Source organism: Polynucleobacter finlandensis, from assembly GCF_018881755.1.
In the GTDB taxonomy this organism is placed as follows: Bacteria; Pseudomonadota; Gammaproteobacteria; order Burkholderiales; family Burkholderiaceae; genus Polynucleobacter; species Polynucleobacter finlandensis.
Genome location: NZ_JACVPS010000001.1, coordinates 37986 through 57499 on the forward strand (window position 1 = coordinate 37986; position 19514 = coordinate 57499).

At 45.8% G+C, this 19514-nt stretch carries 35 protein-coding genes; 33 read left to right on the plus strand and 2 right to left on the minus strand.

The window, feature by feature from the left end:
* Window positions 1-114: 114 nt before the first annotated feature.
* The 32 genes from rpsJ to ICN49_RS00345 all read left to right on the plus strand — a co-directional run bounded on the left by rpsJ (window position 115) and on the right by ICN49_RS00345 (window position 17015).
* Window positions 115-426, plus strand: a complete 312-nt coding sequence (gene rpsJ, locus ICN49_RS00190) for a 30S ribosomal protein S10 (protein ID WP_011901899.1) — start codon at window positions 115-117, stop codon at window positions 424-426.
* Window positions 427-624: 198 nt separating this feature from the next.
* Entirely contained in the window at window positions 625-1281 is a 657-nt protein-coding gene (gene rplC / locus ICN49_RS00195; RefSeq protein WP_216164387.1) for a 50S ribosomal protein L3, read from the plus strand.
* A gap of 11 nt (window positions 1282-1292) precedes the next feature.
* Window positions 1293-1913 (plus strand): 50S ribosomal protein L4, encoded by a 621-nt coding sequence (gene rplD / locus ICN49_RS00200; protein WP_216164225.1) that lies wholly within the window; start codon window positions 1293-1295, stop codon window positions 1911-1913.
* Complete coding sequence (rplW, locus tag ICN49_RS00205; RefSeq protein WP_076024545.1) at window positions 1910-2224, plus strand: 50S ribosomal protein L23; 315 nt, start codon at window positions 1910-1912, stop codon at window positions 2222-2224. Before rplD ends, rplW begins: the two co-directional genes overlap by 4 nt.
* Before the next feature lie 2 nt (window positions 2225-2226).
* Entirely contained in the window at window positions 2227-3057 is an 831-nt protein-coding gene (gene rplB, locus ICN49_RS00210; protein ID WP_216164228.1) for a 50S ribosomal protein L2, read from the plus strand.
* A 20-nt stretch (window positions 3058-3077) separates the two neighbouring features.
* Window positions 3078-3356, plus strand: coding sequence for a 30S ribosomal protein S19 (gene rpsS, locus ICN49_RS00215; protein WP_216164231.1), 279 nt, complete (start codon window positions 3078-3080; stop codon window positions 3354-3356).
* 10 nt (window positions 3357-3366) lie between these two features.
* A complete protein-coding gene (rplV, locus tag ICN49_RS00220; protein WP_216861054.1) occupies window positions 3367-3696 on the plus strand; it encodes a 50S ribosomal protein L22 in 330 nt (109 codons plus the stop codon).
* Between the two features lie 8 nt (window positions 3697-3704).
* Window positions 3705-4526 (plus strand): 30S ribosomal protein S3, encoded by an 822-nt coding sequence (gene rpsC / locus ICN49_RS00225; protein ID WP_216164234.1) that lies wholly within the window; start codon window positions 3705-3707, stop codon window positions 4524-4526.
* 2 nt (window positions 4527-4528) lie between these two features.
* Window positions 4529-4942, plus strand: a complete 414-nt coding sequence (rplP, locus tag ICN49_RS00230; RefSeq protein ID WP_100379479.1) for a 50S ribosomal protein L16 — start codon at window positions 4529-4531, stop codon at window positions 4940-4942.
* Between the two features lie 14 nt (window positions 4943-4956).
* A complete protein-coding gene (gene rpmC, locus ICN49_RS00235) occupies window positions 4957-5151 on the plus strand; it encodes a 50S ribosomal protein L29 (protein ID WP_216164238.1) in 195 nt (64 codons plus the stop codon).
* Between the two features lie 12 nt (window positions 5152-5163).
* Window positions 5164-5433, plus strand: a complete 270-nt coding sequence (gene rpsQ / locus ICN49_RS00240; RefSeq protein ID WP_216164241.1) for a 30S ribosomal protein S17 — start codon at window positions 5164-5166, stop codon at window positions 5431-5433.
* Between the two features lie 186 nt (window positions 5434-5619).
* Window positions 5620-5988 carry a 50S ribosomal protein L14 gene (gene rplN / locus ICN49_RS00245; RefSeq protein WP_087908804.1) on the plus strand — a complete coding sequence of 123 codons (369 nt, stop codon included), beginning with the start codon at window positions 5620-5622 and terminating at the stop codon, window positions 5986-5988.
* Window positions 5989-5997: 9 nt separating this feature from the next.
* Complete coding sequence (rplX, locus tag ICN49_RS00250; protein WP_216164244.1) at window positions 5998-6306, plus strand: 50S ribosomal protein L24; 309 nt, start codon at window positions 5998-6000, stop codon at window positions 6304-6306.
* Window positions 6307-6322: 16 nt separating this feature from the next.
* Window positions 6323-6865: a 50S ribosomal protein L5 gene (gene rplE, locus ICN49_RS00255; protein WP_216164247.1), complete on the plus strand. Its 543-nt coding sequence runs from the start codon at window positions 6323-6325 to the stop codon at window positions 6863-6865.
* 9 nt (window positions 6866-6874) lie between these two features.
* Complete coding sequence (rpsN, locus tag ICN49_RS00260) at window positions 6875-7180, plus strand: 30S ribosomal protein S14 (protein ID WP_011901913.1); 306 nt, start codon at window positions 6875-6877, stop codon at window positions 7178-7180.
* 24 nt (window positions 7181-7204) lie between these two features.
* Entirely contained in the window at window positions 7205-7600 is a 396-nt protein-coding gene (gene rpsH, locus ICN49_RS00265) for a 30S ribosomal protein S8 (protein ID WP_216164250.1), read from the plus strand.
* 11 nt (window positions 7601-7611) lie between these two features.
* On the plus strand, window positions 7612-8145 hold the full coding sequence (rplF, locus tag ICN49_RS00270) for a 50S ribosomal protein L6 (RefSeq protein WP_216164253.1): 534 nt from the start codon (window positions 7612-7614) through the stop codon (window positions 8143-8145).
* 13 nt (window positions 8146-8158) lie between these two features.
* Window positions 8159-8512, plus strand: a complete 354-nt coding sequence (gene rplR, locus ICN49_RS00275; protein ID WP_216164256.1) for a 50S ribosomal protein L18 — start codon at window positions 8159-8161, stop codon at window positions 8510-8512.
* A gap of 18 nt (window positions 8513-8530) precedes the next feature.
* The gene (gene rpsE / locus ICN49_RS00280; RefSeq protein ID WP_215328357.1) at window positions 8531-9049 is read left to right on the plus strand and encodes a 30S ribosomal protein S5; all 519 of its coding nucleotides are present in this window, start codon (window positions 8531-8533) and stop codon (window positions 9047-9049) included.
* Window positions 9050-9073: 24 nt separating this feature from the next.
* On the plus strand, window positions 9074-9265 hold the full coding sequence (gene rpmD, locus ICN49_RS00285; protein WP_216164259.1) for a 50S ribosomal protein L30: 192 nt from the start codon (window positions 9074-9076) through the stop codon (window positions 9263-9265).
* A gap of 24 nt (window positions 9266-9289) precedes the next feature.
* Window positions 9290-9730, plus strand: coding sequence for a 50S ribosomal protein L15 (rplO, locus tag ICN49_RS00290; protein ID WP_216164261.1), 441 nt, complete (start codon window positions 9290-9292; stop codon window positions 9728-9730).
* Between the two features lie 18 nt (window positions 9731-9748).
* A complete protein-coding gene (gene secY, locus ICN49_RS00295) occupies window positions 9749-11086 on the plus strand; it encodes a preprotein translocase subunit SecY (RefSeq protein WP_216164264.1) in 1338 nt (445 codons plus the stop codon).
* A gap of 4 nt (window positions 11087-11090) precedes the next feature.
* Window positions 11091-11309, plus strand: a complete 219-nt coding sequence (gene infA, locus ICN49_RS00300; RefSeq protein ID WP_015420252.1) for a translation initiation factor IF-1 — start codon at window positions 11091-11093, stop codon at window positions 11307-11309.
* Between the two features lie 34 nt (window positions 11310-11343).
* A complete protein-coding gene (gene rpmJ / locus ICN49_RS00305; protein ID WP_012357167.1) occupies window positions 11344-11460 on the plus strand; it encodes a 50S ribosomal protein L36 in 117 nt (38 codons plus the stop codon).
* Window positions 11461-11484: 24 nt separating this feature from the next.
* Window positions 11485-11850: a 30S ribosomal protein S13 gene (rpsM, locus tag ICN49_RS00310; protein ID WP_216164267.1), complete on the plus strand. Its 366-nt coding sequence runs from the start codon at window positions 11485-11487 to the stop codon at window positions 11848-11850.
* Between the two features lie 18 nt (window positions 11851-11868).
* Window positions 11869-12276, plus strand: a complete 408-nt coding sequence (gene rpsK / locus ICN49_RS00315) for a 30S ribosomal protein S11 (protein WP_011901923.1) — start codon at window positions 11869-11871, stop codon at window positions 12274-12276.
* Window positions 12277-12393: 117 nt separating this feature from the next.
* A complete protein-coding gene (rpsD, locus tag ICN49_RS00320; protein ID WP_216164271.1) occupies window positions 12394-13017 on the plus strand; it encodes a 30S ribosomal protein S4 in 624 nt (207 codons plus the stop codon).
* Window positions 13018-13040: 23 nt separating this feature from the next.
* A complete protein-coding gene (locus ICN49_RS00325; RefSeq protein ID WP_015420255.1) occupies window positions 13041-14021 on the plus strand; it encodes a DNA-directed RNA polymerase subunit alpha in 981 nt (326 codons plus the stop codon).
* A 16-nt stretch (window positions 14022-14037) separates the two neighbouring features.
* Entirely contained in the window at window positions 14038-14430 is a 393-nt protein-coding gene (gene rplQ / locus ICN49_RS00330) for a 50S ribosomal protein L17 (RefSeq protein ID WP_216164274.1), read from the plus strand.
* 68 nt (window positions 14431-14498) lie between these two features.
* Window positions 14499-14840: a divalent-cation tolerance protein CutA gene (gene cutA / locus ICN49_RS00335; protein ID WP_216164277.1), complete on the plus strand. Its 342-nt coding sequence runs from the start codon at window positions 14499-14501 to the stop codon at window positions 14838-14840.
* 5 nt (window positions 14841-14845) lie between these two features.
* Entirely contained in the window at window positions 14846-16507 is a 1662-nt protein-coding gene (dsbD, locus tag ICN49_RS00340; RefSeq protein WP_255535343.1) for a protein-disulfide reductase DsbD, read from the plus strand.
* Window positions 16508-16511: 4 nt separating this feature from the next.
* Window positions 16512-17015, plus strand: a complete 504-nt coding sequence (locus ICN49_RS00345) for an MOSC domain-containing protein (protein WP_216164282.1) — start codon at window positions 16512-16514, stop codon at window positions 17013-17015.
* On the opposite strand, the gene hemB is transcribed toward ICN49_RS00345, so the two are convergent.
* Together hemB and yihA are read right to left on the minus strand one after the other, a co-directional pair.
* A complete protein-coding gene (gene hemB, locus ICN49_RS00350; RefSeq protein ID WP_216164283.1) occupies window positions 16995-18014 on the minus strand; it encodes a porphobilinogen synthase in 1020 nt (339 codons plus the stop codon). The genes ICN49_RS00345 and hemB overlap by 21 nt on opposite strands.
* Window positions 17998-18663, minus strand: a complete 666-nt coding sequence (gene yihA / locus ICN49_RS00355; RefSeq protein ID WP_216164287.1) for a ribosome biogenesis GTP-binding protein YihA/YsxC — start codon at window positions 18661-18663, stop codon at window positions 17998-18000. Before yihA ends, hemB begins: the two co-directional genes overlap by 17 nt.
* A 114-nt stretch (window positions 18664-18777) precedes the next feature.
* On the opposite strand from yihA, the gene ICN49_RS00360 reads away from it, so the two are divergent.
* Window positions 18778-19509: a c-type cytochrome gene (locus ICN49_RS00360; protein WP_216164290.1), complete on the plus strand. Its 732-nt coding sequence runs from the start codon at window positions 18778-18780 to the stop codon at window positions 19507-19509.
* Window positions 19510-19514 lie beyond the last annotated feature (5 nt).

Sequence of the window (19514 nt, forward strand, 5' to 3'; positions counted from 1 at the left end):
TAGTAGAAGTAAATATATTTAGCGGTTTGCTAACCGGTGACGTCTGTGCTGCAGATGTCACCGTGCTCTTTAGTTGTATAACGCGGCAGCACCGCACCGCTCTTTGGAATTAATATGCAAAACCAAAAAATTCGTATTCGCCTTAAAGCATTTGATTACCGTTTGATCGACCAGTCTGCTGCTGAAATCGTTGATACAGCTAAGCGTACTGGTGCAGTTGTTAAGGGTCCAGTACCTTTGCCAACCCGTATCGAGCGTTTTGATATCTTGCGTTCACCACACGTGAACAAGACATCACGTGATCAGTTAGAGATCCGTACCCATCTCCGTTTGATGGATATTGTTGATCCTACAGAGAAAACTGTGGATGCTTTGATGAAATTAGACCTTCCAGCAGGTGTGGATGTCGAAATTAAGTTGCAGTAATCCAGTATTTCCAGTCTTAGCCCTTGCCAAGACTGGGTTTTCGGGATAGAATCTAAGGCTTCGCTCCATTAATTGGGCGAATTTTGAGGTTTTATCAGCACTAAAAACGTTGTAACTTATTGATTTAGAAGTACTTTTACTTGTAAATCACTTAAATTAAATTTTGCCGACCAATCGAAGTCGGCGTGGAGCATGAATATGAGCTTAGGCTTAATCGGTCGCAAGATCGGCATGACCCGTCTTTTTACGGACGAAGGGGAAGCAATTCCTGTAACCGTAATCGACGTGAGCGACAACAGAATCGCTCAAATCAAGACCCAGGCAACTGATGGCTATGACGCTATCCAGTTGGCACATGGCACACGTAGAGCTACTCGCGTTACCAAATCAATGGCTGGTCACTTTGCTAAAGCAGGTGTCATGGCTGGTAACGGTCTCAACGAATTCCAATTAGATGCAGCAAAAATTGCAGAAATGACGCCAGGACAAGTTATTCCTGCTGAAACTGCTTTTACTGCTGGTCAAAAAGTGGACGTGCAAGGCGTAACAATTGGTAAGGGCTACGCCGGTACCATTAAACGTCACCATTTCAAATCTGGCCGTGCATCACACGGTAACTCACGTTCGCATAACGTGCCAGGTTCTATCGGTATGGCACAAGATCCAGGACGTGTTTTCCCAGGTAAGCGCATGACTGGCCACCTTGGTGACGATACCCGTACTGTACAAAATTTAGTCATCGCACGCATTGATGCAGAACGTAATCTCATCATGGTTAAAGGCGCTATTCCAGGTGCCCCAGGCGGTAAAGTTATTGTTACTCCAGCGGTGAAGACACCGTTGAAGAAGAAATAAGGAGAGCGACTATGGAACTTAAGCTTCTCCAAGATAACGGTACTTTAGGCGCAGGCATTCAAGCCTCACCAGAAGTATTCGAACGCGAATATAACGAAGCATTGATTCACCAAGTTGTAGTGGCGTATCAAGCAAATGCACGCAGCGGTAATCGTGCGCAGAAGGATCGTGAGCAAGTTAAGCACACAACCAAAAAACCTTGGCGTCAAAAAGGTACTGGTCGTGCTCGTGCTGGTATGAGCTCATCACCACTGTGGCGCGGAGGCGGTCGTATATTCCCGAATTCTCCAGAAGAGAATTTCAGCCAAAAAGTAAACAAGAAAATGTACCGCGCCGGCATGAGATCTATTTTGTCTCAGTTAGCTCGCGAAGGTCGTTTGAATGTTGTTGATCAATTCAATCTTGATGCTCCTAAGACCAAAGAATTAGCTGACAAAGTTAAAGCGATGGGCTTGGATTCAGTCTTGATCATTGTTGATCAGGTTAGCGAGAATTTGTACTTGGCATCACGTAACTTGCATAAAGTTGCTGTATGTGAACCACAGCACGCTGATCCATTAGCCTTGGTTCAATACAAAAAAGTATTGGTCAGCAAATCAGCGATTGCAAAAATTGAGGAGTTGCTTAAATGAGCCAAGTCCGTAAAAACGATCACAGCTTGATGAAGGTTCTGCTTGGACCCGTCATCTCTGAAAAAGCCACTATGGTTGCAGAGAAAAACGAACAAGTAGTTTTCCAAGTCACTCGCGACGCTAATAAAAGCGATGTAAAACAAGCGGTTGAATTGCTCTTTAAAGTGCAAGTTGACTCAGTTCAAATCGTTAATCAAAAAGGTAAGCCTAAGCGCTATGGCCGTTTTGAAGGTCGTCGTGACCATACTAAGAAGGCCTACGTCAGCTTGAAGCCAGGTCAAGAAATTAACTTTGAAGCGGAGGCGAATTAATCATGCCTTTGATGAAAACAAAACCGACCTCACCAGGTCGTCGCTCAATGGTCAAGGTGGTCAATCCTGATCTGCATAAAGGTAAACCTTTCGCAGCTCTCGTAGAGCCACAGTTCCAAAAAGCGGGTCGTAACAATAATGGTCACATCACTACCCGTCATAAAGGTGGTGGTCATAAGCATCACTATCGTGTCGTTGATTTCAAACGCAATGACAAAGATGGCATTCCAGCAAAAGTTGAACGCTTGGAATACGATCCAAACCGCAGTGCAAATATTGCATTGATCGTGTTTGCTGATGGTGAGCGTCGCTACATTCTTGCTGCTAAAGGCATGACTGTTGGTCAACAATTAATGAGTGGTTCAGAAGCGCCAATCAAATCTGGAAATAATTTGCCAATTCGCAATATTCCAGTTGGTAGCACGATTCACTGCGTAGAAATGTTGCCAGGTAAAGGTGCTCAGATTGCACGTTCAGCTGGTGGTTCAGCAGTATTGTTGGCGCGTGAGGGTGTATACGCTCAGGTCCGTTTGCGCTCTGGTGAAGTTCGCCGTATCTTGATCGACTGCCGTGCAACTATCGGTGAAGTTGGTAATGAAGAGCACAGCTTGCGCGTGATTGGTAAAGCTGGTGCAAATCGCTGGCGTGGTATTCGCCCAACCGTTCGCGGTGTGGCAATGAACCCAGTAGACCATCCACACGGTGGTGGTGAAGGTAAGACTGGCGAAGGCCGCGTACCTGTATCCCCATGGGGCACACCAACCAAAGGTTATCGTACACGTCGTAACAAGCGTACAACATCGATGATCGTTCAACGCCGTCAGAAGCGCTAAGCGATTAAGGAAAAATAGATATGACACGTTCAGCTAAAAAAGGCCCATTTTGCGAAGCCAGTTTGGTAAGCAAAGTTGAAGTCGCACAAGCCAACAAAGACAAAAAGCCGATTAAGACTTGGTCACGCCGTTCAACAATTCTTCCAGACTTTATTGGTCTGACAATTGCTGTACACAACGGTCGTCAACACGTTCCGGTTTATGTATCAGAAAACATGGTGGGTCATAAGTTAGGCGAATTTGCCTTGACCCGTACTTTCAAAGGTCACGCTGCTGACAAGAAAGTAACGAAGAAGTAAGGGGATGATTATGGAAGTTAAAGCTATTCACCGCAGCGCCCGCATTTCTGCACAAAAGACACGTTTGGTCGCAGACCAGATCCGTGGCTTGCCGATTGCTCGCGCATTGAACATTTTGAATTTCAGCCCCAAAAAAGCTGCCTTCATTGTGAAAAAAGTAGTTGAGTCAGCGATTGCTAATGCTGAACACAATAAAGGTGCTGACATTGATGAGCTCAAGGTATCAGCTGTGATCATTGATAAAGGGACATCTTTGAAGCGCTTTACAGCGCGCGCTAAGGGTCGCGGCAATCAAATTGAAAAACAAACTTGTCACATTAGCGTGACCTTGAGTAACTAAGGAAAGATATGGGCCAAAAGATAAACCCCACCGGATTCCGACTCTCGGTAACGAAGAACTGGACATCCAAGTGGTATGCAAACAATACTGATTTTGCAAAGATGCTTAAAGAGGACGTAGATGTCCGCATCTACCTGAAGAAGAAGCTGAAAAATGCATCCGTAAGCAAAGTCATCATTGAGCGTCCTGCAAAGAACGCACGTATTACGATTTATAGCTCACGTCCAGGTGTTGTGATTGGTAAAAAAGGCGAAGACATTGAAGTTCTCCGTCGTGAACTCCAAAAGCGTATGGGCGTTCCAGTCCACGTGAATATCGAAGAAATTCGTAAGCCAGAAGTTGATGCTCAATTGATTGCTGACTCTATTACTCAGCAGCTCGAAAAGCGCATCATGTTCCGTCGTGCAATGAAGCGTGCAATGCAAAATGCAATGCGTCTTGGTGCACAAGGTATCAAGATCATGTCATCTGGTCGTTTGAACGGTGCTGAAATTGCACGTCGCGAATGGTATCGTGAAGGTCGCGTTCCACTTCATACATTGAAAGCTGATATCGATTACGCTACTTCGGAAGCGGAAACAACATACGGCATCATCGGTGTAAAAGTTTGGGTATACAAAGGCGATACATTGGGCCGTGGTGCTGATGCTCCTGCAGTAACAGCAGAGCCAGCAGCTGAAGAGAAAAAGCCACGTCGCGCACCGGCAAAAACAACCGCACGTAAACCAGCAGCTGATAGCAAGCCTTTAGTTGCTGCTAAGCCAACAGTTAAGCGTGCACCTAAAGTCGTTGAAGCCCCTAGTGCTGAAGCGCAGAAGTCAGGAGAGTAAGCATGCTACAACCAAAGCGTCGCAAGTATCGTAAGGAACAAAAAGGTCGCAATACTGGTGTGGCAACACGCGGTAGCTCAGTAGCTTTTGGTGACTTTGGATTGAAGGCCGTTGGTCGTGGACGTTTAACCGCTCGTCAAATCGAGTCGGCACGTCGCGCAATGACCCGTCATATTAAGCGTGGTGGTCGTATCTGGATTCGCATTTTCCCAGATAAGCCAATTTCACAAAAGCCAGCCGAAGTACGTATGGGTAACGGTAAAGGTAATCCAGAGTATTACGTTGCAGAAATTCAACCAGGCAAGATTTTGTACGAGATGGATGGCGTGGATGAGACTTTGGCACGCGAGGCCTTCAAGCTTGCAGCTGCTAAGTTGCCATTGCAAACCACTTTCGTGATTCGCCACTTGGGTTGATCGGAATAGATATTATGAAAAATACAGAATTAGCATCAAAAGATCTGAATGCTTTGAACACAGAGTTAACCGAGCTCCTCAAGACCGGTTTTAAGCTCCGTATGCAAAAAGGCACTCAGCAACTCACAAATACCAGCCAATTGGGTAAAAATAAGCGCGACATCGCTCGCGTTAAAACTTTTATTGCCCAAAAATCTGCACAGAAATAAGGAAAAAGGGATATGACAGAATTAGCTAAACCCTTGCGCCGCACCCTGGTGGGTCGTGTCGTTAGCGACAAAATGCAAAAAACTGTGACTGTGCTAGTTGAGCGCCAAGTGAAGCACGCGCTTTATGGCAAATATGTTGGACAGTCCAAAAAGTACCATGCTCATGACGAAGCTGGCACATACAAGATGGGTGATACCGTTGAAATTGCTGAATCTAGACCAATTTCACGTACTAAATCTTGGGTTGTGACCCGTTTAGTAGAGGCTTCAAAAGGTATTTAAGTAAATATTAGGGAATTTGGCGAACTTTCTTGCCAAACCCCTGTTTTACGTAGTATGATAGAAGGCTTCTCTGGTTTTATTGAGAGAAGCAGTGTTTTTTCATTAATTCCGGGTTATAGCTTTCGCTAGCACCCATTGACGGAACCAAGACTGTTTGCCTTTGGCAAATAAGTTGGGAATTAAAAAATGATTCAGACCGAAAGTAGATTACAGGTCGCCGATAACACAGGCGCCAGTGAAGTTTTATGCATCAAGGTATTAGGCGGCTCTAAGCGTCGTTATGCCAGCATTGGTGATGTCATAAAAGTAACAGTGAAGTCCGCTGCTCCACGTGGCCGTGTAAAAAAAGGTGACATTTATAACGCCGTAGTAGTGAGAACTGCTAAGGGTGTTCGCCGTCCAGACGGTTCATTGATTAAGTTCGATGCAAACGCGGCGGTATTGCTCAACGCTAAGTTAGAGCCAATTGGCACACGTATCTTTGGACCAGTAACGCGCGAATTGCGTACTGAAAAGTTCATGAAGATCGTTTCTCTCGCCCCCGAAGTTATTTAAGAGGCTGATATGAAAAAGATTCGCAAAGGTGATTCCGTAGTTCTGTTGACTGGCCGTGATAAGGGCAAGCAAGGAACTGTAACGGCTGTTCTCGAGAACAAATTAGTAATCGAGGGCGTTAATATTTATAAAAAGACAGTTAAGCCAAACCCAGCAGCTGGTGTTACCGGCGGCATGATTGACAAGACTATGCCTGTTCACATTTCTAATGTGGCTGTAGTAGACGGTAACGGCAAGCCATCACGTGTAGGTATCAAGCTCGTTGATGGTAAAAAACAGCGTTTCCTGAAAACTACTGGCGCAACTTTAAGCGCATAAGGGGCACGGAGAAATTATGAGCACACGTTTTCAAGAACACTACAAAGACAAAGTCGTCGCTGACCTGGTTGCCAAATTTGGCTACAAGTCAGTAATGGAAGTGCCACGCATTACCAAGATCACCCTCAATATGGGCTTGGGAGATGCAGTGAACGACAAGAAAATTATCGAGAATGCAGTTGGCGATTTAACTAAAGTAGCGGGCCAAAAGCCAGTGGTTACTAAGGCGAAAAAAGCGATTGCTGGTTTCAAAATTCGTCAAGGCTACCCAATCGGTGCAATGGTGACATTGCGCGGTGCGCGTATGTACGAATTCTTGGATCGTTTCGTTACTGTGGCATTGCCACGAGTACGTGACTTTCGTGGAATCTCCGGTAAAGCTTTTGATGGCCGCGGTAACTACAACATCGGCGTTAAAGAGCAAATCATTTTCCCAGAAATCGAATACGACAAAATTGATGCCCTGCGAGGTCTCAATATCAGTATTACGACGACCGCTAAGACTGACGAAGAAGCAAAAGCTTTGTTAGCAGCGTTCAAATTCCCTTTCCGCAATTAAGAGGCTAACGTGGCAAAACTATCCCTAATTGAGCGCGAGAATAAGCGCGCAAAAACTGTAGAGAAGTACGCTGTTAAGCGTGCGGAACTCAAGGCAATCATTGCTGATCAATCACGCAGCGATGAAGAACGCTATGAAGCGCGCTTGAAGCTACAGGCACTTCCACGTAACGCAAGTCCGATTCGTCAAAGAAATCGTTGTTCATTAACCGGTCGTCCACGTGGCACATTCCGTAAGTTTGGTTTGGCCCGTAGCAAGATTCGCGAAATCGCCTTCCGTGGCGAAATCCCCGGTTTAACCAAGGCCAGCTGGTAAGCGGCGAAAGAATTAGGAGAACTCATGAGTATCAGCGATCCAATCGCCGACATGTTGACCCGGATCCGCAATGCGCAAGCAGTGCAGAAACCTGTAGTCATGATGCCGTCGTCAAAAGTTAAAGTAGCTATTGCAAAAGTTTTGCAGGATGAAGGCTATATCGATAGTTTTGAAATCAAAGGTGAAGCAGCTAAGCCAGTGCTAAACATTGAACTCAAATACTATGCAGGCCGTCCTGTGATTGAACGTATTGACCGTGTATCAACACCAAGTCTACGTATCTACAAAGGCCGCCACGACATTCCTGAAGTAATGAATGGCTTGGGCATTGCAATTATTTCAACCCCACAAGGCGTAATGACAGACCGCAAAGCTCGTGCAAACGGCGTTGGTGGTGAAGTTATTTGCTACGTTGCGTAAGGAGAGAAATAATGTCCCGCGTAGGTAAATCACCAATTACAGTCCCAAAGGGCGCTGAAATCAGCATCAATGGTGCAAACATTACTGTTAAAGGCCCATTGGGTACATTGACACATAATTTGCATCCTTCAGTTGGTTTGAAACAAGAAGATGGCGTATTGACAGTTGTTTTAAATAACAACTCACCAGAAGCTGGTGCCCAGTCAGGTACGGCACGTGCTTTAGTAAACAACATGGTTGTTGGCGTCACTAGCGGCTTTGAGCGCAAGCTCAGCTTGGTAGGCGTTGGTTACCGTGCTGCTGCTCAAGGTGAAACATTGAAGTTGCAGTTAGGTTTCTCACATGACATTATTTACAACCTTCCAAAAGGTGTAAAAGCTGAGACTCCATCACAGACTGAAATCATTATCAAAGGCTCCAACAAGCAGCAAGTTGGCCAGGTCGCAGCTGAAGTTCGCGCATACCGTTCACCAGAGCCATACAAAGGCAAGGGTGTTCGCTACGTTGACGAAGTTGTGCATCTGAAAGAAACCAAGAAGAAGTAAGCGAGATTAAAAAATGAATAAAGACGAATCCAGACAAAGACGTGCTCGGCAGACTCGCATTCGCATTGCCGAAGCATTGGCAAATCGCTTAACAGTTATCCGTAGCAATACTCATATTTCTGCGCAGGTATATAGCCCATGCGGAACCAAGGTTGTAGCAGCAGCTTCAACCATGGAAAAAGAATTGCGCCAAGCGATCAAAAACGGCGGCAACGCTGATGCGGCTAAACAAATTGGCAAGTTAGTTGCTGAGCGTGCTGTTAAAGCAGGCGTTGTTGATGTTGCTTTTGATCGTTCCGGTCATCGTTACCACGGCCGTATTAAGGCCTTAGCTGAAGCTGCGCGTGAAGCCGGCCTGAAGTTCTAATAGGGTTTAGGAAAAAACATGGCAAAAATGCAAACCAAGATGCAAAACGAAGAGCGTGATGATGGTCTTCGCGAGAAGATGATCGCTGTTAATCGTGTAACTAAAGTGGTAAAGGGTGGTCGTATTCTCGGCTTCGCTGCACTTACTGTAGTTGGCGATGGCGATGGCCGCATCGGCATGGGTAAAGGCAAATCAAAAGAAGTTCCAGTTGCCGTTCAAAAAGCAATGGATGAAGCCCGTCGCAAGATGATCAAGGTTTCCTTACGCAAAGGTACTTTGCAACATACAGTGACAGGTCAACATGGCGCATCACGCGTTTTGATTTCACCTGCTAAAGACGGTACTGGAATTATTGCTGGTGGCCCAATGCGCGCTATTTTCGATGTAATGGGCGTAACTAACGTAGTAGCTAAATCACTTGGCTCTACTAACCCTTACAACCTGGTTCGTGCAACGATAAATGGTTTGAGCAAGATGAGTACTCCTGCTGAAATTGCTGCTAAGCGCGGCAAATCAGTTGAAGAGATTCTCGGCTAAGACCAAAAGATTAGGAATCAAAAAATGACAACTGCATCCAACTCCAAAGTCAAACTGCAACTAGTACGCAGCTTGATCGGTACTCGCGAAAGCCATCGTGGAACTGTTCGTGGCTTAGGCCTACGACGCATCAATTCTGTTTCAGAATTGGAAGACACACCAGCTGTACGCGGAATGATTAATAAAGTTTCTTATCTAGTTAAAGTTATTAGCTAAATAGCAGGTAAATAGGCGAAGAATATGCAACTCAATACAATTAAACCCGCAGCGGGCTCAAACAAAAATCGTCGTCGCGTAGGTCGCGGCATCGGTTCTGGTCTTGGTAAAACAGCTGGTCGTGGTCATAAAGGTCAAAAATCCCGTTCAGGTGGATTCCACAAAGTGGGATTCGAAGGTGGACAGATGCCTATGTACCGTCGCTTGCCAAAGAGAGGCTTTGTGTCTTTGACACGTCGCCACGTTGGTCAAATTACGCTAAATGAATTAGCAAGCATCGGCTTGCCAGAAGTAGATTTGTTGGTTTTAAAGCAGCATGGTTTTGCTGGTGAGCAAATTACTTCCGTAAAAGTTATTAAAACTGGTGAGATAAAGATTGCCGTAACCCTCAAGGGCATTACAGCAACTGCCGGCGCAAAAGCAGCTATTGAAGCAGCTGGCGGCAAATTTCTTGAGCAGGCTTAATCGGTAATTTATTAGATCATGGCATTAGCACCTACCAATAACGCAAGCACTGCACAATCAGGAGGCAAGTTTGGCGAATTACGTCAACGCTTGGTATTCCTAGTATTGGCATTGCTGGTATTCCGTTTGGGTGCTCATATTCCAGTTCCGGGTATTGACCCAGATCAGCTTGCACAATTGTTCTCAGGTCAAAAAGACGGTATTTTGGGAATGTTTAACTTGTTCTCAGGCGGCGCTTTATCCCGTTTCACGGTTTTTGCCTTGGGAATCATGCCTTATATTTCTGCATCGATCATCATGCAGCTCATGACGATTGTTGTTCCATCGCTTGAGTCTTTGAAAAAAGAAGGTCAGTCTGGACAGCGCAAGATTACCCAGTACACCCGCTACGGCACCGTGTTCTTGGCAACTTTTCAAGCTTTGGGAATCTCAGTTGCATTGCAAGCTCAGCCAGGCTTAGTTATTAATCCAGGCTTGATGTTTGAACTCAATACTGTAGTCACTTTGGTTACCGGTACGATGTTTTTGATGTGGCTCGGTGAGCAAATTACAGAACGTGGTTTGGGTAACGGTATTTCCATCATCATCTTTGGCGGTATCGTTTCTGGTTTACCAAATGCCTTGGCAAGTCTGCTTGAGTTGGTGCGCACTGGTTCAATGAATATTTTGTCAGCAATGCTGATCGTTGTGATCGTGATTGCAGTGACCTATTTTGTAGTGTTTGTAGAGCGCGGTCAGCGTCGTATCTTGGTGAACTACGCTAAGCGTCAAGTTGGCAATAAGGTATACGGCGGCCAATCTTCTTATTTCCCATTGAAGTTAAATATGGCGGGTGTTATCCCTCCAATTTTTGCTTCTTCGATTATTTTGTTCCCTGCAACGATTGCTGGCTGGTTTACATCAGGCGAGCCAACCAATGTGTTCAGCAGAATTATTAAAGATTTGGCTGCAACATTGGCACCAGGTCAGCCCGTGTACACCATTTTGTATGCAGCTGCGATCATTTTCTTCTGCTTCTTCTACACAGCCCTGGTATTTAACAGCCGTGAAACTGCTGAGAATTTGAAGAAGAGCGGTGCATTTGTTCCAGGTATTCGTCCTGGCGATCAGACTGGCCGTTATATCGACAAGATCTTGGTTCGCCTGACATTGGCTGGTGCTATTTATATGGTTCTGGTTTGCTTGCTACCAGAATTCTTAGTATTGAAGTACAACGTGCCGTTTTATTTCGGCGGTACTTCATTATTAATTATTGTTGTTGTTGCGATGGATTTCATGGCTCAAGTTCAGTCATTCGTGATGCAACAGCAGTACGGCTCTTTGATGAAAAAAGCCAATTTTAAGATGGGCGCCTAACTGAATGTCTAAAGACGATGTAATTCAGATGGCGGGAGAAATTATTGAGAATTTGCCGAACGCAATGTTTCGCGTGAAGCTAGAGAACGGACATGTAGTTTTGGGGCACATTTCCGGAAAGATGCGGATGCACTATATCCGAATTTTGCCGGGAGATAAGGTGACGGTGGAGATGACTCCTTACGACCTGACGCGCGCAAGAATTATTTTCCGTGCGAAGTAATAGTTAAGTTGTACCTATTTTTAAGAGGTGAGTTATGAAAGTTTTGGCATCCGTTAAGTGTATTTGCAGAAATTGCAAGATCATTAAGCGCAAGCGCGTTGTGCGCGTGATCTGTTCTTCAGACGCACGTCATAAGCAGCGTCAAGGCTGATCTAGTTAATTAAGAGGAAATCTCATGGCACGTATCGCTGGGGTAAATATCCCAAATCATCAACACACTGTCATTGGTTTGACAGCAATTTTTGGCATTGGCACAACACGTGCTCACAAAATTTGCCTGACCACTGGTGTTGCAATTGATAAAAAAATCAAAGATCTTACAGACGCTGACTTGGAAAAGTTGCGTGATGAAGTAGGTAAGTTTGTTACTGAAGGTGACCTTCGTCGTGAAGTAACGATGAGCATCAAGCGTTTAATGGACTTAGGCTGCTATCGCGGCGTTCGTCATCGTAAGGGCTTGCCTGTACGTGGTCAACGTACCAAGACTAACGCGCGTACCCGTAAGGGCCCACGTAAGTCCGGCGTGCAACTGAAGAAATAATCAAGAAAGTTTATTGACATGGCAAAACAACAATCCGCTTCCGCTGCTTCACAGCGCGCACGCAAGAAGGTTAAAAAGAACGTTGCTGACGGTATCGCACACGTTCATGCTTCTTTTAATAACACTATTATCACGATCACTGATCGTCAAGGTAATGCGCTTTCATGGGCAACATCTGGCGGCCAAGGTTTCAAGGGTTCACGCAAGTCAACACCTTTTGCTGCTCAGGTAGCCGCAGAAGTTGCAGGCAAAGCAGCCGTTGAATGTGGCATTAAGAACTTAGAAGTTCAGATCAAGGGCCCAGGCCCAGGTCGTGAATCTGCAGTTCGTGCATTGAATTCTTTGGGTATCAAAATTACCGAGATTCAAGACGTAACTCCAGTTCCGCACAATGGTTGCCGTCCTCCTAAGCGTCGTCGTATCTAAGCTGGGAAGTTGGCAGTACACAAGTTTTAGTAGTTTTTTATAAAGCCCACTGTTCATCTGAATTAAAGGGTGAACTCACCGCCGGTCGTAAGGCTGCGGCAAAGAAAGGAAAGCATCGTGGCACGTTACTTAGGGCCTAAGGCCAAGTTAGCACGTCGGGAAGGTACCGACTTATTTTTAAAGAGCGCACGTCGCGCCCTGTCAGACAAGTGCAAGTTAGATACTAAGCCTGGTCAACATGGCCGTACATCTGGCTCAAGAACTTCTGACTACGGCAATCAATTGCGTGAAAAGCAAAAGGTTAAGCGTATGTACGGAATTTTGGAGCGTCAGTTCCGTCGTTACTTCGCCGAAGCTGAGCGTCGTAAAGGAAATACTGGTTCTACATTGCTCCAGTTGTTGGAATCACGTCTCGATAACGTTGTTTATCGTATGGGCTTTGGTTCTACTCGTGCTGAAGCGCGTCAGTTGGTTTCTCACTGTGCAATTTTGCTCAATGGTAGCCCAGTGAATATTCCATCAATTCAGGTTAAACCTGGTGATGTAGTCGCTATTCGTGAAAAAGCGAAGAAGCAAACCCGTATTACAGAATCACTCAATTTGGTTCAGCAGATGTCTGCTGTCGGCTGGGTTTCAGTTGATGCAGCCAAGCTGGAGGGAACATTTAAGCAAGTGCCTGACCGTGAAGACATCAGCGGTGAAATTAATGAAAGTTTGATCGTCGAATTGTATTCACGCTAATTAGGCACTCTCAAGGAAAAAATATGCAAACAAATTTGCTCAAGCCAAAAATTATTTCTGTTGAAGCGCTTACTGCCAACCAAGCTAAGGTTGTTATGGAGCCGTTCGAGCGTGGCTATGGCCACACCCTCGGCAACGCATTACGTCGTGTGTTGTTATCCTCGATGGTTGGTTATGCACCAACTGAAGTAGCTATTGCAGGTGTTGTTCATGAATACTCCACTTTAGATGGTGTTCAAGAGGACGTAGTAAATCTCTTGTTGAACCTCAAAGGTATCGTATTCAAATTGCAGTCGCGTGATGAAGTCACTATCAATTTGCGTAAAGAAGGTCCAGGCGTTGTTACAGCAAAAGATATCGATTTGCCACATGATGTAGAAATCATTAATCCTGATCACGTTATTGCTCACTTGTCCGCTGGTGGCAAGTTAGATATGCAGATCAAGGTTGAAAAAGGCCGTGGCTATGTACCAGGCAATATGCGTCAATACCACGACGAAGCTACCAAGATTATTGGTCGTATCGTGTTGGATGCCTCATTTAGCCCAGTAAGCCGTGTTAGCTATGCTGTTGAATCTGCTCGTGTTGAGCAGCGTACCGACTTAGATCGTCTCGTTATGACAATCGAAACAAACGGTGTGTTGTCTCCTGAAGAGGCCATTCGTCAAGCTGCTACCATTTTGGTTGATCAGTTAGTTGTATTCGCGGCCCTTGAAAGCAGCGAAGTTTCTGGTGATCTCGCTCCAAGCCGCTCATCAATGGTTGATCCAATGTTGATGCGTCCAGTTGATGACCTCGAACTGACAGTTCGCTCTGCAAACTGCTTGAAGGCTGAGAACATTTATTACATCGGTGACTTGATTCAACGTACAGAGAATGAATTGTTGAAGACGCCTAATTTAGGTCGTAAGTCCTTGAATGAAATTAAGGATGTATTGGCGGCTCGTGGCTTAAGTCTTGGCATGAAACTCGAAAGCTGGCCTCCAGCTAACCTCGAGAAATAATTAGAAAGGAAGCATCATGCGTCACGGAAACGGCTTACGCAAACTAAACAGAACATCATCACATCGCTTGGCGATGCTGCGCAACATGTCCAATTCTCTTTTGGAGCACGAAGTGATTAAAACCACTTTGCCAAAAGCAAAAGAATTGCGCATGGTTGTTGAGCCTTTGATTACCTTAGGTAAAAAAGATAACTTAGCAAATCGTCGCTTGGCATTTAATCGCACACGTGATCGCGATATCGTAGCTAAACTCTTTACAGAGCTCGGCCCACGTTACGCAACACGTCCAGGTGGCTACCTTCGTATTTTGAAGTTTGGCTTCCGTCATGGCGATAATGCACCAATGGCATTAGTAGAGTTGGTAGATCGTCCAGAAGTTGATGAAACAGCTGTAGTTGAAGAGGCTTAAGCCCTTTAGCGCAATTAAAAGCCAGGCTTCGGTCTGGCTTTTTTCATTTATACGGTTATAAATACGGAATGGCTGAAATTCAATCCACTCAACTCCTGATCGTCATCACTAGCTTTGCCAAGCTTGGGGATGCACAAGTCATGGCCCGTAAACTCATCCAAGAGCGGCTAGCAGCATGCGTCCAGATTAACGAAGGGGTGCATTCGGTATATCGTTGGAATGGAAAAATTTGCGAAGAGCAGGAAGTAAGCCTCGCGGCCAAAACCGTTGCAGGAAAATGGGACGAGATAAGCACATTCATTAAAGATAATCATCCCTACGAATTACCAGAGTTAATCGGCATGACACCAGCGGAATATGATCTGGCATATGGCCAATGGGTACAAGCAGAGGTACATTCAGAATCATGAAATTGATGCAAACACTTTTCAAGATAATTGCTCTATCGGTTTTATTGGCAGGGCAGGCATTTGCTGCCCCAGATTTTTTACCGCCAGAAAAAGCGTTTCGAATTGAGGCCGCATGGCTGGAGAACTCAAATCAAATAGAAGTTGAGCTCTCTCCAGTAAAGGGCTATTACATTTATCAAGAGTCTTTGCATTTTCGAGCTGGCTCAGATTTAAATAAGCTCAGTACATACAAGCCTGCTTTGCCCATGGGCGAAAAAAAGTTTGATCAGACCTTTCAGAAAACACTACAGATTTATAAGCAGCCCTTTATTGTGTTTTTTGATGTACAGGCCGCCCCAGGTAAGCCAATCCATCTAGAAGCTGAGTTGCAAGGATGTGCTGAGGCTGGTATTTGTTATCCGCCGATGACATTGAAATTTTTATTAGCGGGCCCAGGTGTGAAAGCAGCGCCTATTCCGGATGTGCTGGATGAGGCCAACAATCCATCCACCGACAAAGCATTAAGCCTGATGGATTTGTGGCGTGAGCGGGACGATATCAATGCCATTAATAACTTCCTCGCGAGCACTTCAACAGCCTACTTATTTTTGGTCTTCTTCGTTCTTGGGCTGGCACTTGCCTTTACTCCCTGTGTACTGCCTATGCTCCCCATATTGTCGAGTGTGATATTTGGCACGCAAGGAGGCAAGGCGGTTTCTAAATCCCGCGCTAGTTTGCTCGCAATGGCCTATGTACTAGGCATGGCGCTGATGTATGCCATGGCGGGAGTGTTAATGGCTGCACTAGGTGGTAGCGTGCAGAGAGCCTTGCAGAGTCCCATTGCATTGGCTGGCTTTGCCTTGCTGTTATTAGCCCTATCAGGCAGCTTATTTGGGCTGTATGACCTACGACTACCCCAATCCTGGCATCAGCATATTGACCGCATTGCAGGGCGCCAAAAGGGTGGCAGCATCCTTGGCGCGCTTGCCTTGGGCGGAATCTCTACTTTAGTAGCGAGCCCTTGCATTACAGCCCCTCTGGCAGGTGTGCTGGCTTTTATTGCTCAAACAGGATCCATGACACTAGGCGCAGGTCTACTGTTTGTGATGGCGCTGGGGATGGGCTTACCACTTTTATTTATTGCCGTAGAGGCGCGCATCTTAATTCCATCTACAGGCATTTGGATGATTTGGCTGCAACGGACTTTAGGAGTCTTATTGGTAGCCACAGCTTTTTGGATTGCTTCACCGCTATTTCAAAAGGGTGGGATTTCAGGGGGGAGCCAAAGTGTTAATGGTCAGGTGATTCGCCAAATAGGTGGAGATCTTCGCTTCACCATCATTCAGTCGCCAGCCGATCTTGACCGTGAGCTTGCAAAAGCGAAGATTGAAAATAAACTGGTATTGCTCGATTTCTATGCCGACTGGTGTATTAGCTGCAAAGAGATGGAAGTCAACACCTTTGAGAATCCCGATGTTGCAAAGCAATTAAAACAATTTGTTTTGTTGCAGGCTGACGTTACAAAAAACAGCGCAGACAACCAGGCCCTATTAAAGCGTTTTGGTTTATATGGCCCACCCGGAATTTTAATTTTTAATCTGACCTCACAAGAGCAAAAAGAGCAGCGTGTGATTGGCTATATGCCACCACAGCGTTTTCTTGAGCGCTTGCAAAAAGCTAACCAGTAAAAGCATGCCAAGCATACAGAGTATCTATACGGCTCTTGAGGCTGGCTCGCCAATGATCCAAAAAGAAAGCGTCAGGGCCATTCGCAACAAGGGTATCGAAGAGGATAGATATGCAGCAGGCGTGGGCGCATACTCAAAATCAAACCCGCCAAAGGTGAGAGATATCTCTCTCATCACGCGAGAAGGAATTGATGCTGCCAATGAGGGACTGCACGCAGGGGGCTTAAAAAAATACCTCGATAGCGAGACTAGAAGAAATATTGTGATTGAGGGAATGTCGGCAGAAGCGCTCAATCATTTACTTGGGAAGGAGTTTTACTTGGGGACGGTCAGGCTTAAAGCTACTGAACTGTGTATTCCTTGTGAGCGCCCAGCCAAGTTATCTAAGAAAATTCATTTTCTGACAGCCTTTGAAAACAAAGGTGGCATCAGGGCTCAAGTCTTAGAGGGTGGCGATATCAGGGTCGGAGACCCACTCACTACTGCTTTACTTGCTCAGCTTGATTAGTCTTGCTGCTTCAAGTGCAAAGTAAGTTAATACTCCATCTGCTCCAGCACGTTTAAATGCGAGCAAGGATTCCATCATGACGGCATCGTGATCTAGCCAGCCATTTTGTGCAGCGGCTTTGAGCATGGCATATTCACCGCTTACTTGGTACGCGTAAGTAGGATATTCAAAAGTATCTTTCACTCTGCGCACAATATCTAAATAAGGCATACCTGGTTTCACCATCACCATATCAGCACCTTCGCTGATATCAAGTGCAACCTCATGAATAGCTTCATCGCTATTAGCCGAATCCATTTGGTATGTTTTTTTATCGGCTTTGCCTAAATTTTTTGCAGAACCAACGGCATCACGGAAGGGGCCGTAGAAAGCGGATGCATACTTTGCAGAGTAGGCCATGATGCGGGTGTGAATTAAATTCTTCTGTTCGAGCGCTTCACGAATTTTCCCGATGCGGCCATCCATCATGTCGGATGGAGCAACAATGTCTACGCCAGCTTGCGCTTGCGCGACTGCCTGCTGAACCAATATAGCTGTAGTTTCATCATTGAGAATACGACCTTCAGCATCTAAAACACCATCTTGCCCATGACTGGTATAGGGATCCAAGGCAACATCGGTCATGATGCCAAGAGTAGGGAAACGCTTTTTGAGTTCTTTAACAGCCGTAGGAATCAATCCATTTGGATTGAAAGCTTCCTTGCCATCAGGTGTTTTTAAAGCAGAATCAATGACGGGGAACAAAGCCATGACAGGGATGCCCAATGCCACGCATTCTTGCGCTACTGAGAAAAGTAAATCTAATGACACACGATTTACCCCTGGCATCGAGGCAACGGCTTGCGATTGATTGCTGCCTTCAAGCAAAAATACTGGATAGATGAGGTCGTTAGGGCTTACGCTGTTTTCTTGCATTAAACGGCGCGACCAATCATCGCGTCGCATGCGACGGGGGCGATGTGCTGGGAAGTGTAATAACGAGTTAGCTGGTGATTTCATCTTCTGTAGTCTCTGCTTCAAATAACCATTTAAGCACTAAATTATCTGCTTCTTCAAGCCCAATGCGCTTGGTGCTGGAGAACAATTGTGCCGTAAGTTGCTTAGAGTCACCCACGCCACCTGGGAGTACTGGATCGTATTGTTGCAATTGTTTTGTTACCGCTTCAAGGGTGTGCTTGCACTCGGTCTTATTAAGCTTGTCGCATTTGCTGAGTAGGACATGAATTGGTTTACCAGTTGGCACAAACCATTGAATCATTTGTTCGTCTAGATCGGTAATGCCGCGACGGGCATCAACAATCAGCACCATACCCACCAATTGATCTCTGACTTGTAAGTAATCGCTCAGGAGGGTATTCCAGTGGTATTTGGTTTCGCGATTGACCGCTGCGTAGCCATAACCAGGCAAATCCACCAAATAAGCCAAAAGATCATCTTTTGCGAAAAGGCCAAAATAATTGATATGTTGCGTGCGACCAGGCGTTTTACTAGAAAAAGCCAATCTTTTTTGGTTACAAAGGACGTTAATAGCGCTAGATTTGCCCGCATTTGAGCGGCCAGCAAAGGCAACCTCACGCAATGGGGTGCTGGGCAGACAATGGGTGTCATTGACTGTGGTTGCGAAACGGGCTTGAAAGAGTTTAGACATGTCCTGAAGCTATTGTAAAATCACGCAAAATCATGAAATATCTCATGGTGTTGGGTAAAAGGTTGTAAATGTAGGGCCCAAACACTTTTAGGAATTTTTGCCAAGGTAAACATAATGCGTCAAAGCTCTCAAATCTCCAAATTAACTGGTCTTCGTGCTGGTTTCGCGGCCCTCTCTATTTTCGCCCTGTTCAGTGTTTCTGGCCTGGCAAATGCTGCTGATGCAGCCCCTATGGCAGCTCCTGCCGCTGAAGCCAAGGCTCCAGCGGTGCCTGGCAAGCCAAAAACAGATGCAGCCGCTGGCGAGACCCTCTATAGCGCTGGAGACTCTACGCGTGGCGTTGTAGCCTGCATTACTTGCCATGGTCCCAAGGGCCAAAGCGCAGTAGGTACATGGCCTAAATTGGCTGCCCAGCATGCTGCTTACACAGCCAAGCAGTTGAAAAACTTTAAAGATGGTAGCCGTGCGAACCCAATCATGATGGGTATGGCTGCTACCCTGACCGAACAAGATATGAACAATATCGCTGCGTTCCTTTCTAAGCAGGCTCCATCTCAAGGCGTTGCGCAAAATAAAGACACTATTGAACTGGGCCAGAGTATTTATCGCGGTGGCATCGCCTCAAAGGGTGTCCCAGCATGTGCAGCTTGTCATAGTCCAAATGGCGCTGGTATCCCAGCTCAATATCCTCGCTTAGGCGGTCAATGGGCAGAGTATTCAAATGCTCAATTACTCGCTTTCCGTGAAGGCACTCGTAAAAATAGTCCGCAGATGGCAATCGTTGCCGCAAGACTCTCCGATCAGGAAATGAAAGCAGTTGCAGATTACATGGCCGGCTTGCGTTAATAGTT

Excerpts from the sequence above, each read along its gene's own strand:
- rpsJ (WP_011901899.1), top strand. The coding sequence starts at position 115 with ATGCAAAACCAAAAAATTCGTATTCGCCTTAAAGCATTTGATTACCGT.
- rplC (WP_216164387.1), top strand. The coding sequence starts at position 625 with ATGAGCTTAGGCTTAATCGGTCGCAAGATCGGCATGACCCGTCTTTTT.
- rplD (WP_216164225.1), top strand. The coding sequence starts at position 1,293 with ATGGAACTTAAGCTTCTCCAAGATAACGGTACTTTAGGCGCAGGCATT.
- rplW (WP_076024545.1), top strand. The coding sequence starts at position 1,910 with ATGAGCCAAGTCCGTAAAAACGATCACAGCTTGATGAAGGTTCTGCTT.
- rplB (WP_216164228.1), top strand. The coding sequence starts at position 2,227 with ATGCCTTTGATGAAAACAAAACCGACCTCACCAGGTCGTCGCTCAATG.
- rpsS (WP_216164231.1), top strand. The coding sequence starts at position 3,078 with ATGACACGTTCAGCTAAAAAAGGCCCATTTTGCGAAGCCAGTTTGGTA.
- rplV (WP_216861054.1), top strand. The coding sequence starts at position 3,367 with ATGGAAGTTAAAGCTATTCACCGCAGCGCCCGCATTTCTGCACAAAAG.
- rpsC (WP_216164234.1), top strand. The coding sequence starts at position 3,705 with ATGGGCCAAAAGATAAACCCCACCGGATTCCGACTCTCGGTAACGAAG.
- rplP (WP_100379479.1), top strand. The coding sequence starts at position 4,529 with ATGCTACAACCAAAGCGTCGCAAGTATCGTAAGGAACAAAAAGGTCGC.
- rpmC (WP_216164238.1), top strand. The coding sequence starts at position 4,957 with ATGAAAAATACAGAATTAGCATCAAAAGATCTGAATGCTTTGAACACA.
- rpsQ (WP_216164241.1), top strand. The coding sequence starts at position 5,164 with ATGACAGAATTAGCTAAACCCTTGCGCCGCACCCTGGTGGGTCGTGTC.
- rplN (WP_087908804.1), top strand. The coding sequence starts at position 5,620 with ATGATTCAGACCGAAAGTAGATTACAGGTCGCCGATAACACAGGCGCC.
- rplX (WP_216164244.1), top strand. The coding sequence starts at position 5,998 with ATGAAAAAGATTCGCAAAGGTGATTCCGTAGTTCTGTTGACTGGCCGT.
- rplE (WP_216164247.1), top strand. The coding sequence starts at position 6,323 with ATGAGCACACGTTTTCAAGAACACTACAAAGACAAAGTCGTCGCTGAC.
- rpsH (WP_216164250.1), top strand. The coding sequence starts at position 7,205 with ATGAGTATCAGCGATCCAATCGCCGACATGTTGACCCGGATCCGCAAT.
- rplF (WP_216164253.1), top strand. The coding sequence starts at position 7,612 with ATGTCCCGCGTAGGTAAATCACCAATTACAGTCCCAAAGGGCGCTGAA.
- rplR (WP_216164256.1), top strand. The coding sequence starts at position 8,159 with ATGAATAAAGACGAATCCAGACAAAGACGTGCTCGGCAGACTCGCATT.
- rpsE (WP_215328357.1), top strand. The coding sequence starts at position 8,531 with ATGGCAAAAATGCAAACCAAGATGCAAAACGAAGAGCGTGATGATGGT.
- rpmD (WP_216164259.1), top strand. The coding sequence starts at position 9,074 with ATGACAACTGCATCCAACTCCAAAGTCAAACTGCAACTAGTACGCAGC.
- rplO (WP_216164261.1), top strand. The coding sequence starts at position 9,290 with ATGCAACTCAATACAATTAAACCCGCAGCGGGCTCAAACAAAAATCGT.
- secY (WP_216164264.1), top strand. The coding sequence starts at position 9,749 with ATGGCATTAGCACCTACCAATAACGCAAGCACTGCACAATCAGGAGGC.
- infA (WP_015420252.1), top strand. The coding sequence starts at position 11,091 with ATGTCTAAAGACGATGTAATTCAGATGGCGGGAGAAATTATTGAGAAT.
- rpmJ (WP_012357167.1), top strand. The coding sequence starts at position 11,344 with ATGAAAGTTTTGGCATCCGTTAAGTGTATTTGCAGAAATTGCAAGATC.
- rpsM (WP_216164267.1), top strand. The coding sequence starts at position 11,485 with ATGGCACGTATCGCTGGGGTAAATATCCCAAATCATCAACACACTGTC.
- rpsK (WP_011901923.1), top strand. The coding sequence starts at position 11,869 with ATGGCAAAACAACAATCCGCTTCCGCTGCTTCACAGCGCGCACGCAAG.
- ICN49_RS00325 (WP_015420255.1), top strand. The coding sequence starts at position 13,041 with ATGCAAACAAATTTGCTCAAGCCAAAAATTATTTCTGTTGAAGCGCTT.
- rplQ (WP_216164274.1), top strand. The coding sequence starts at position 14,038 with ATGCGTCACGGAAACGGCTTACGCAAACTAAACAGAACATCATCACAT.
- cutA (WP_216164277.1), top strand. The coding sequence starts at position 14,499 with ATGGCTGAAATTCAATCCACTCAACTCCTGATCGTCATCACTAGCTTT.
- dsbD (WP_255535343.1), top strand. The coding sequence starts at position 14,846 with ATGCAAACACTTTTCAAGATAATTGCTCTATCGGTTTTATTGGCAGGG.
- ICN49_RS00345 (WP_216164282.1), top strand. The coding sequence starts at position 16,512 with ATGCCAAGCATACAGAGTATCTATACGGCTCTTGAGGCTGGCTCGCCA.
- hemB (WP_216164283.1), bottom strand. The coding sequence starts at position 18,014 with ATGAAATCACCAGCTAACTCGTTATTACACTTCCCAGCACATCGCCCC.
- yihA (WP_216164287.1), bottom strand. The coding sequence starts at position 18,663 with ATGTCTAAACTCTTTCAAGCCCGTTTCGCAACCACAGTCAATGACACC.
- ICN49_RS00360 (WP_216164290.1), top strand. The coding sequence starts at position 18,778 with ATGCGTCAAAGCTCTCAAATCTCCAAATTAACTGGTCTTCGTGCTGGT.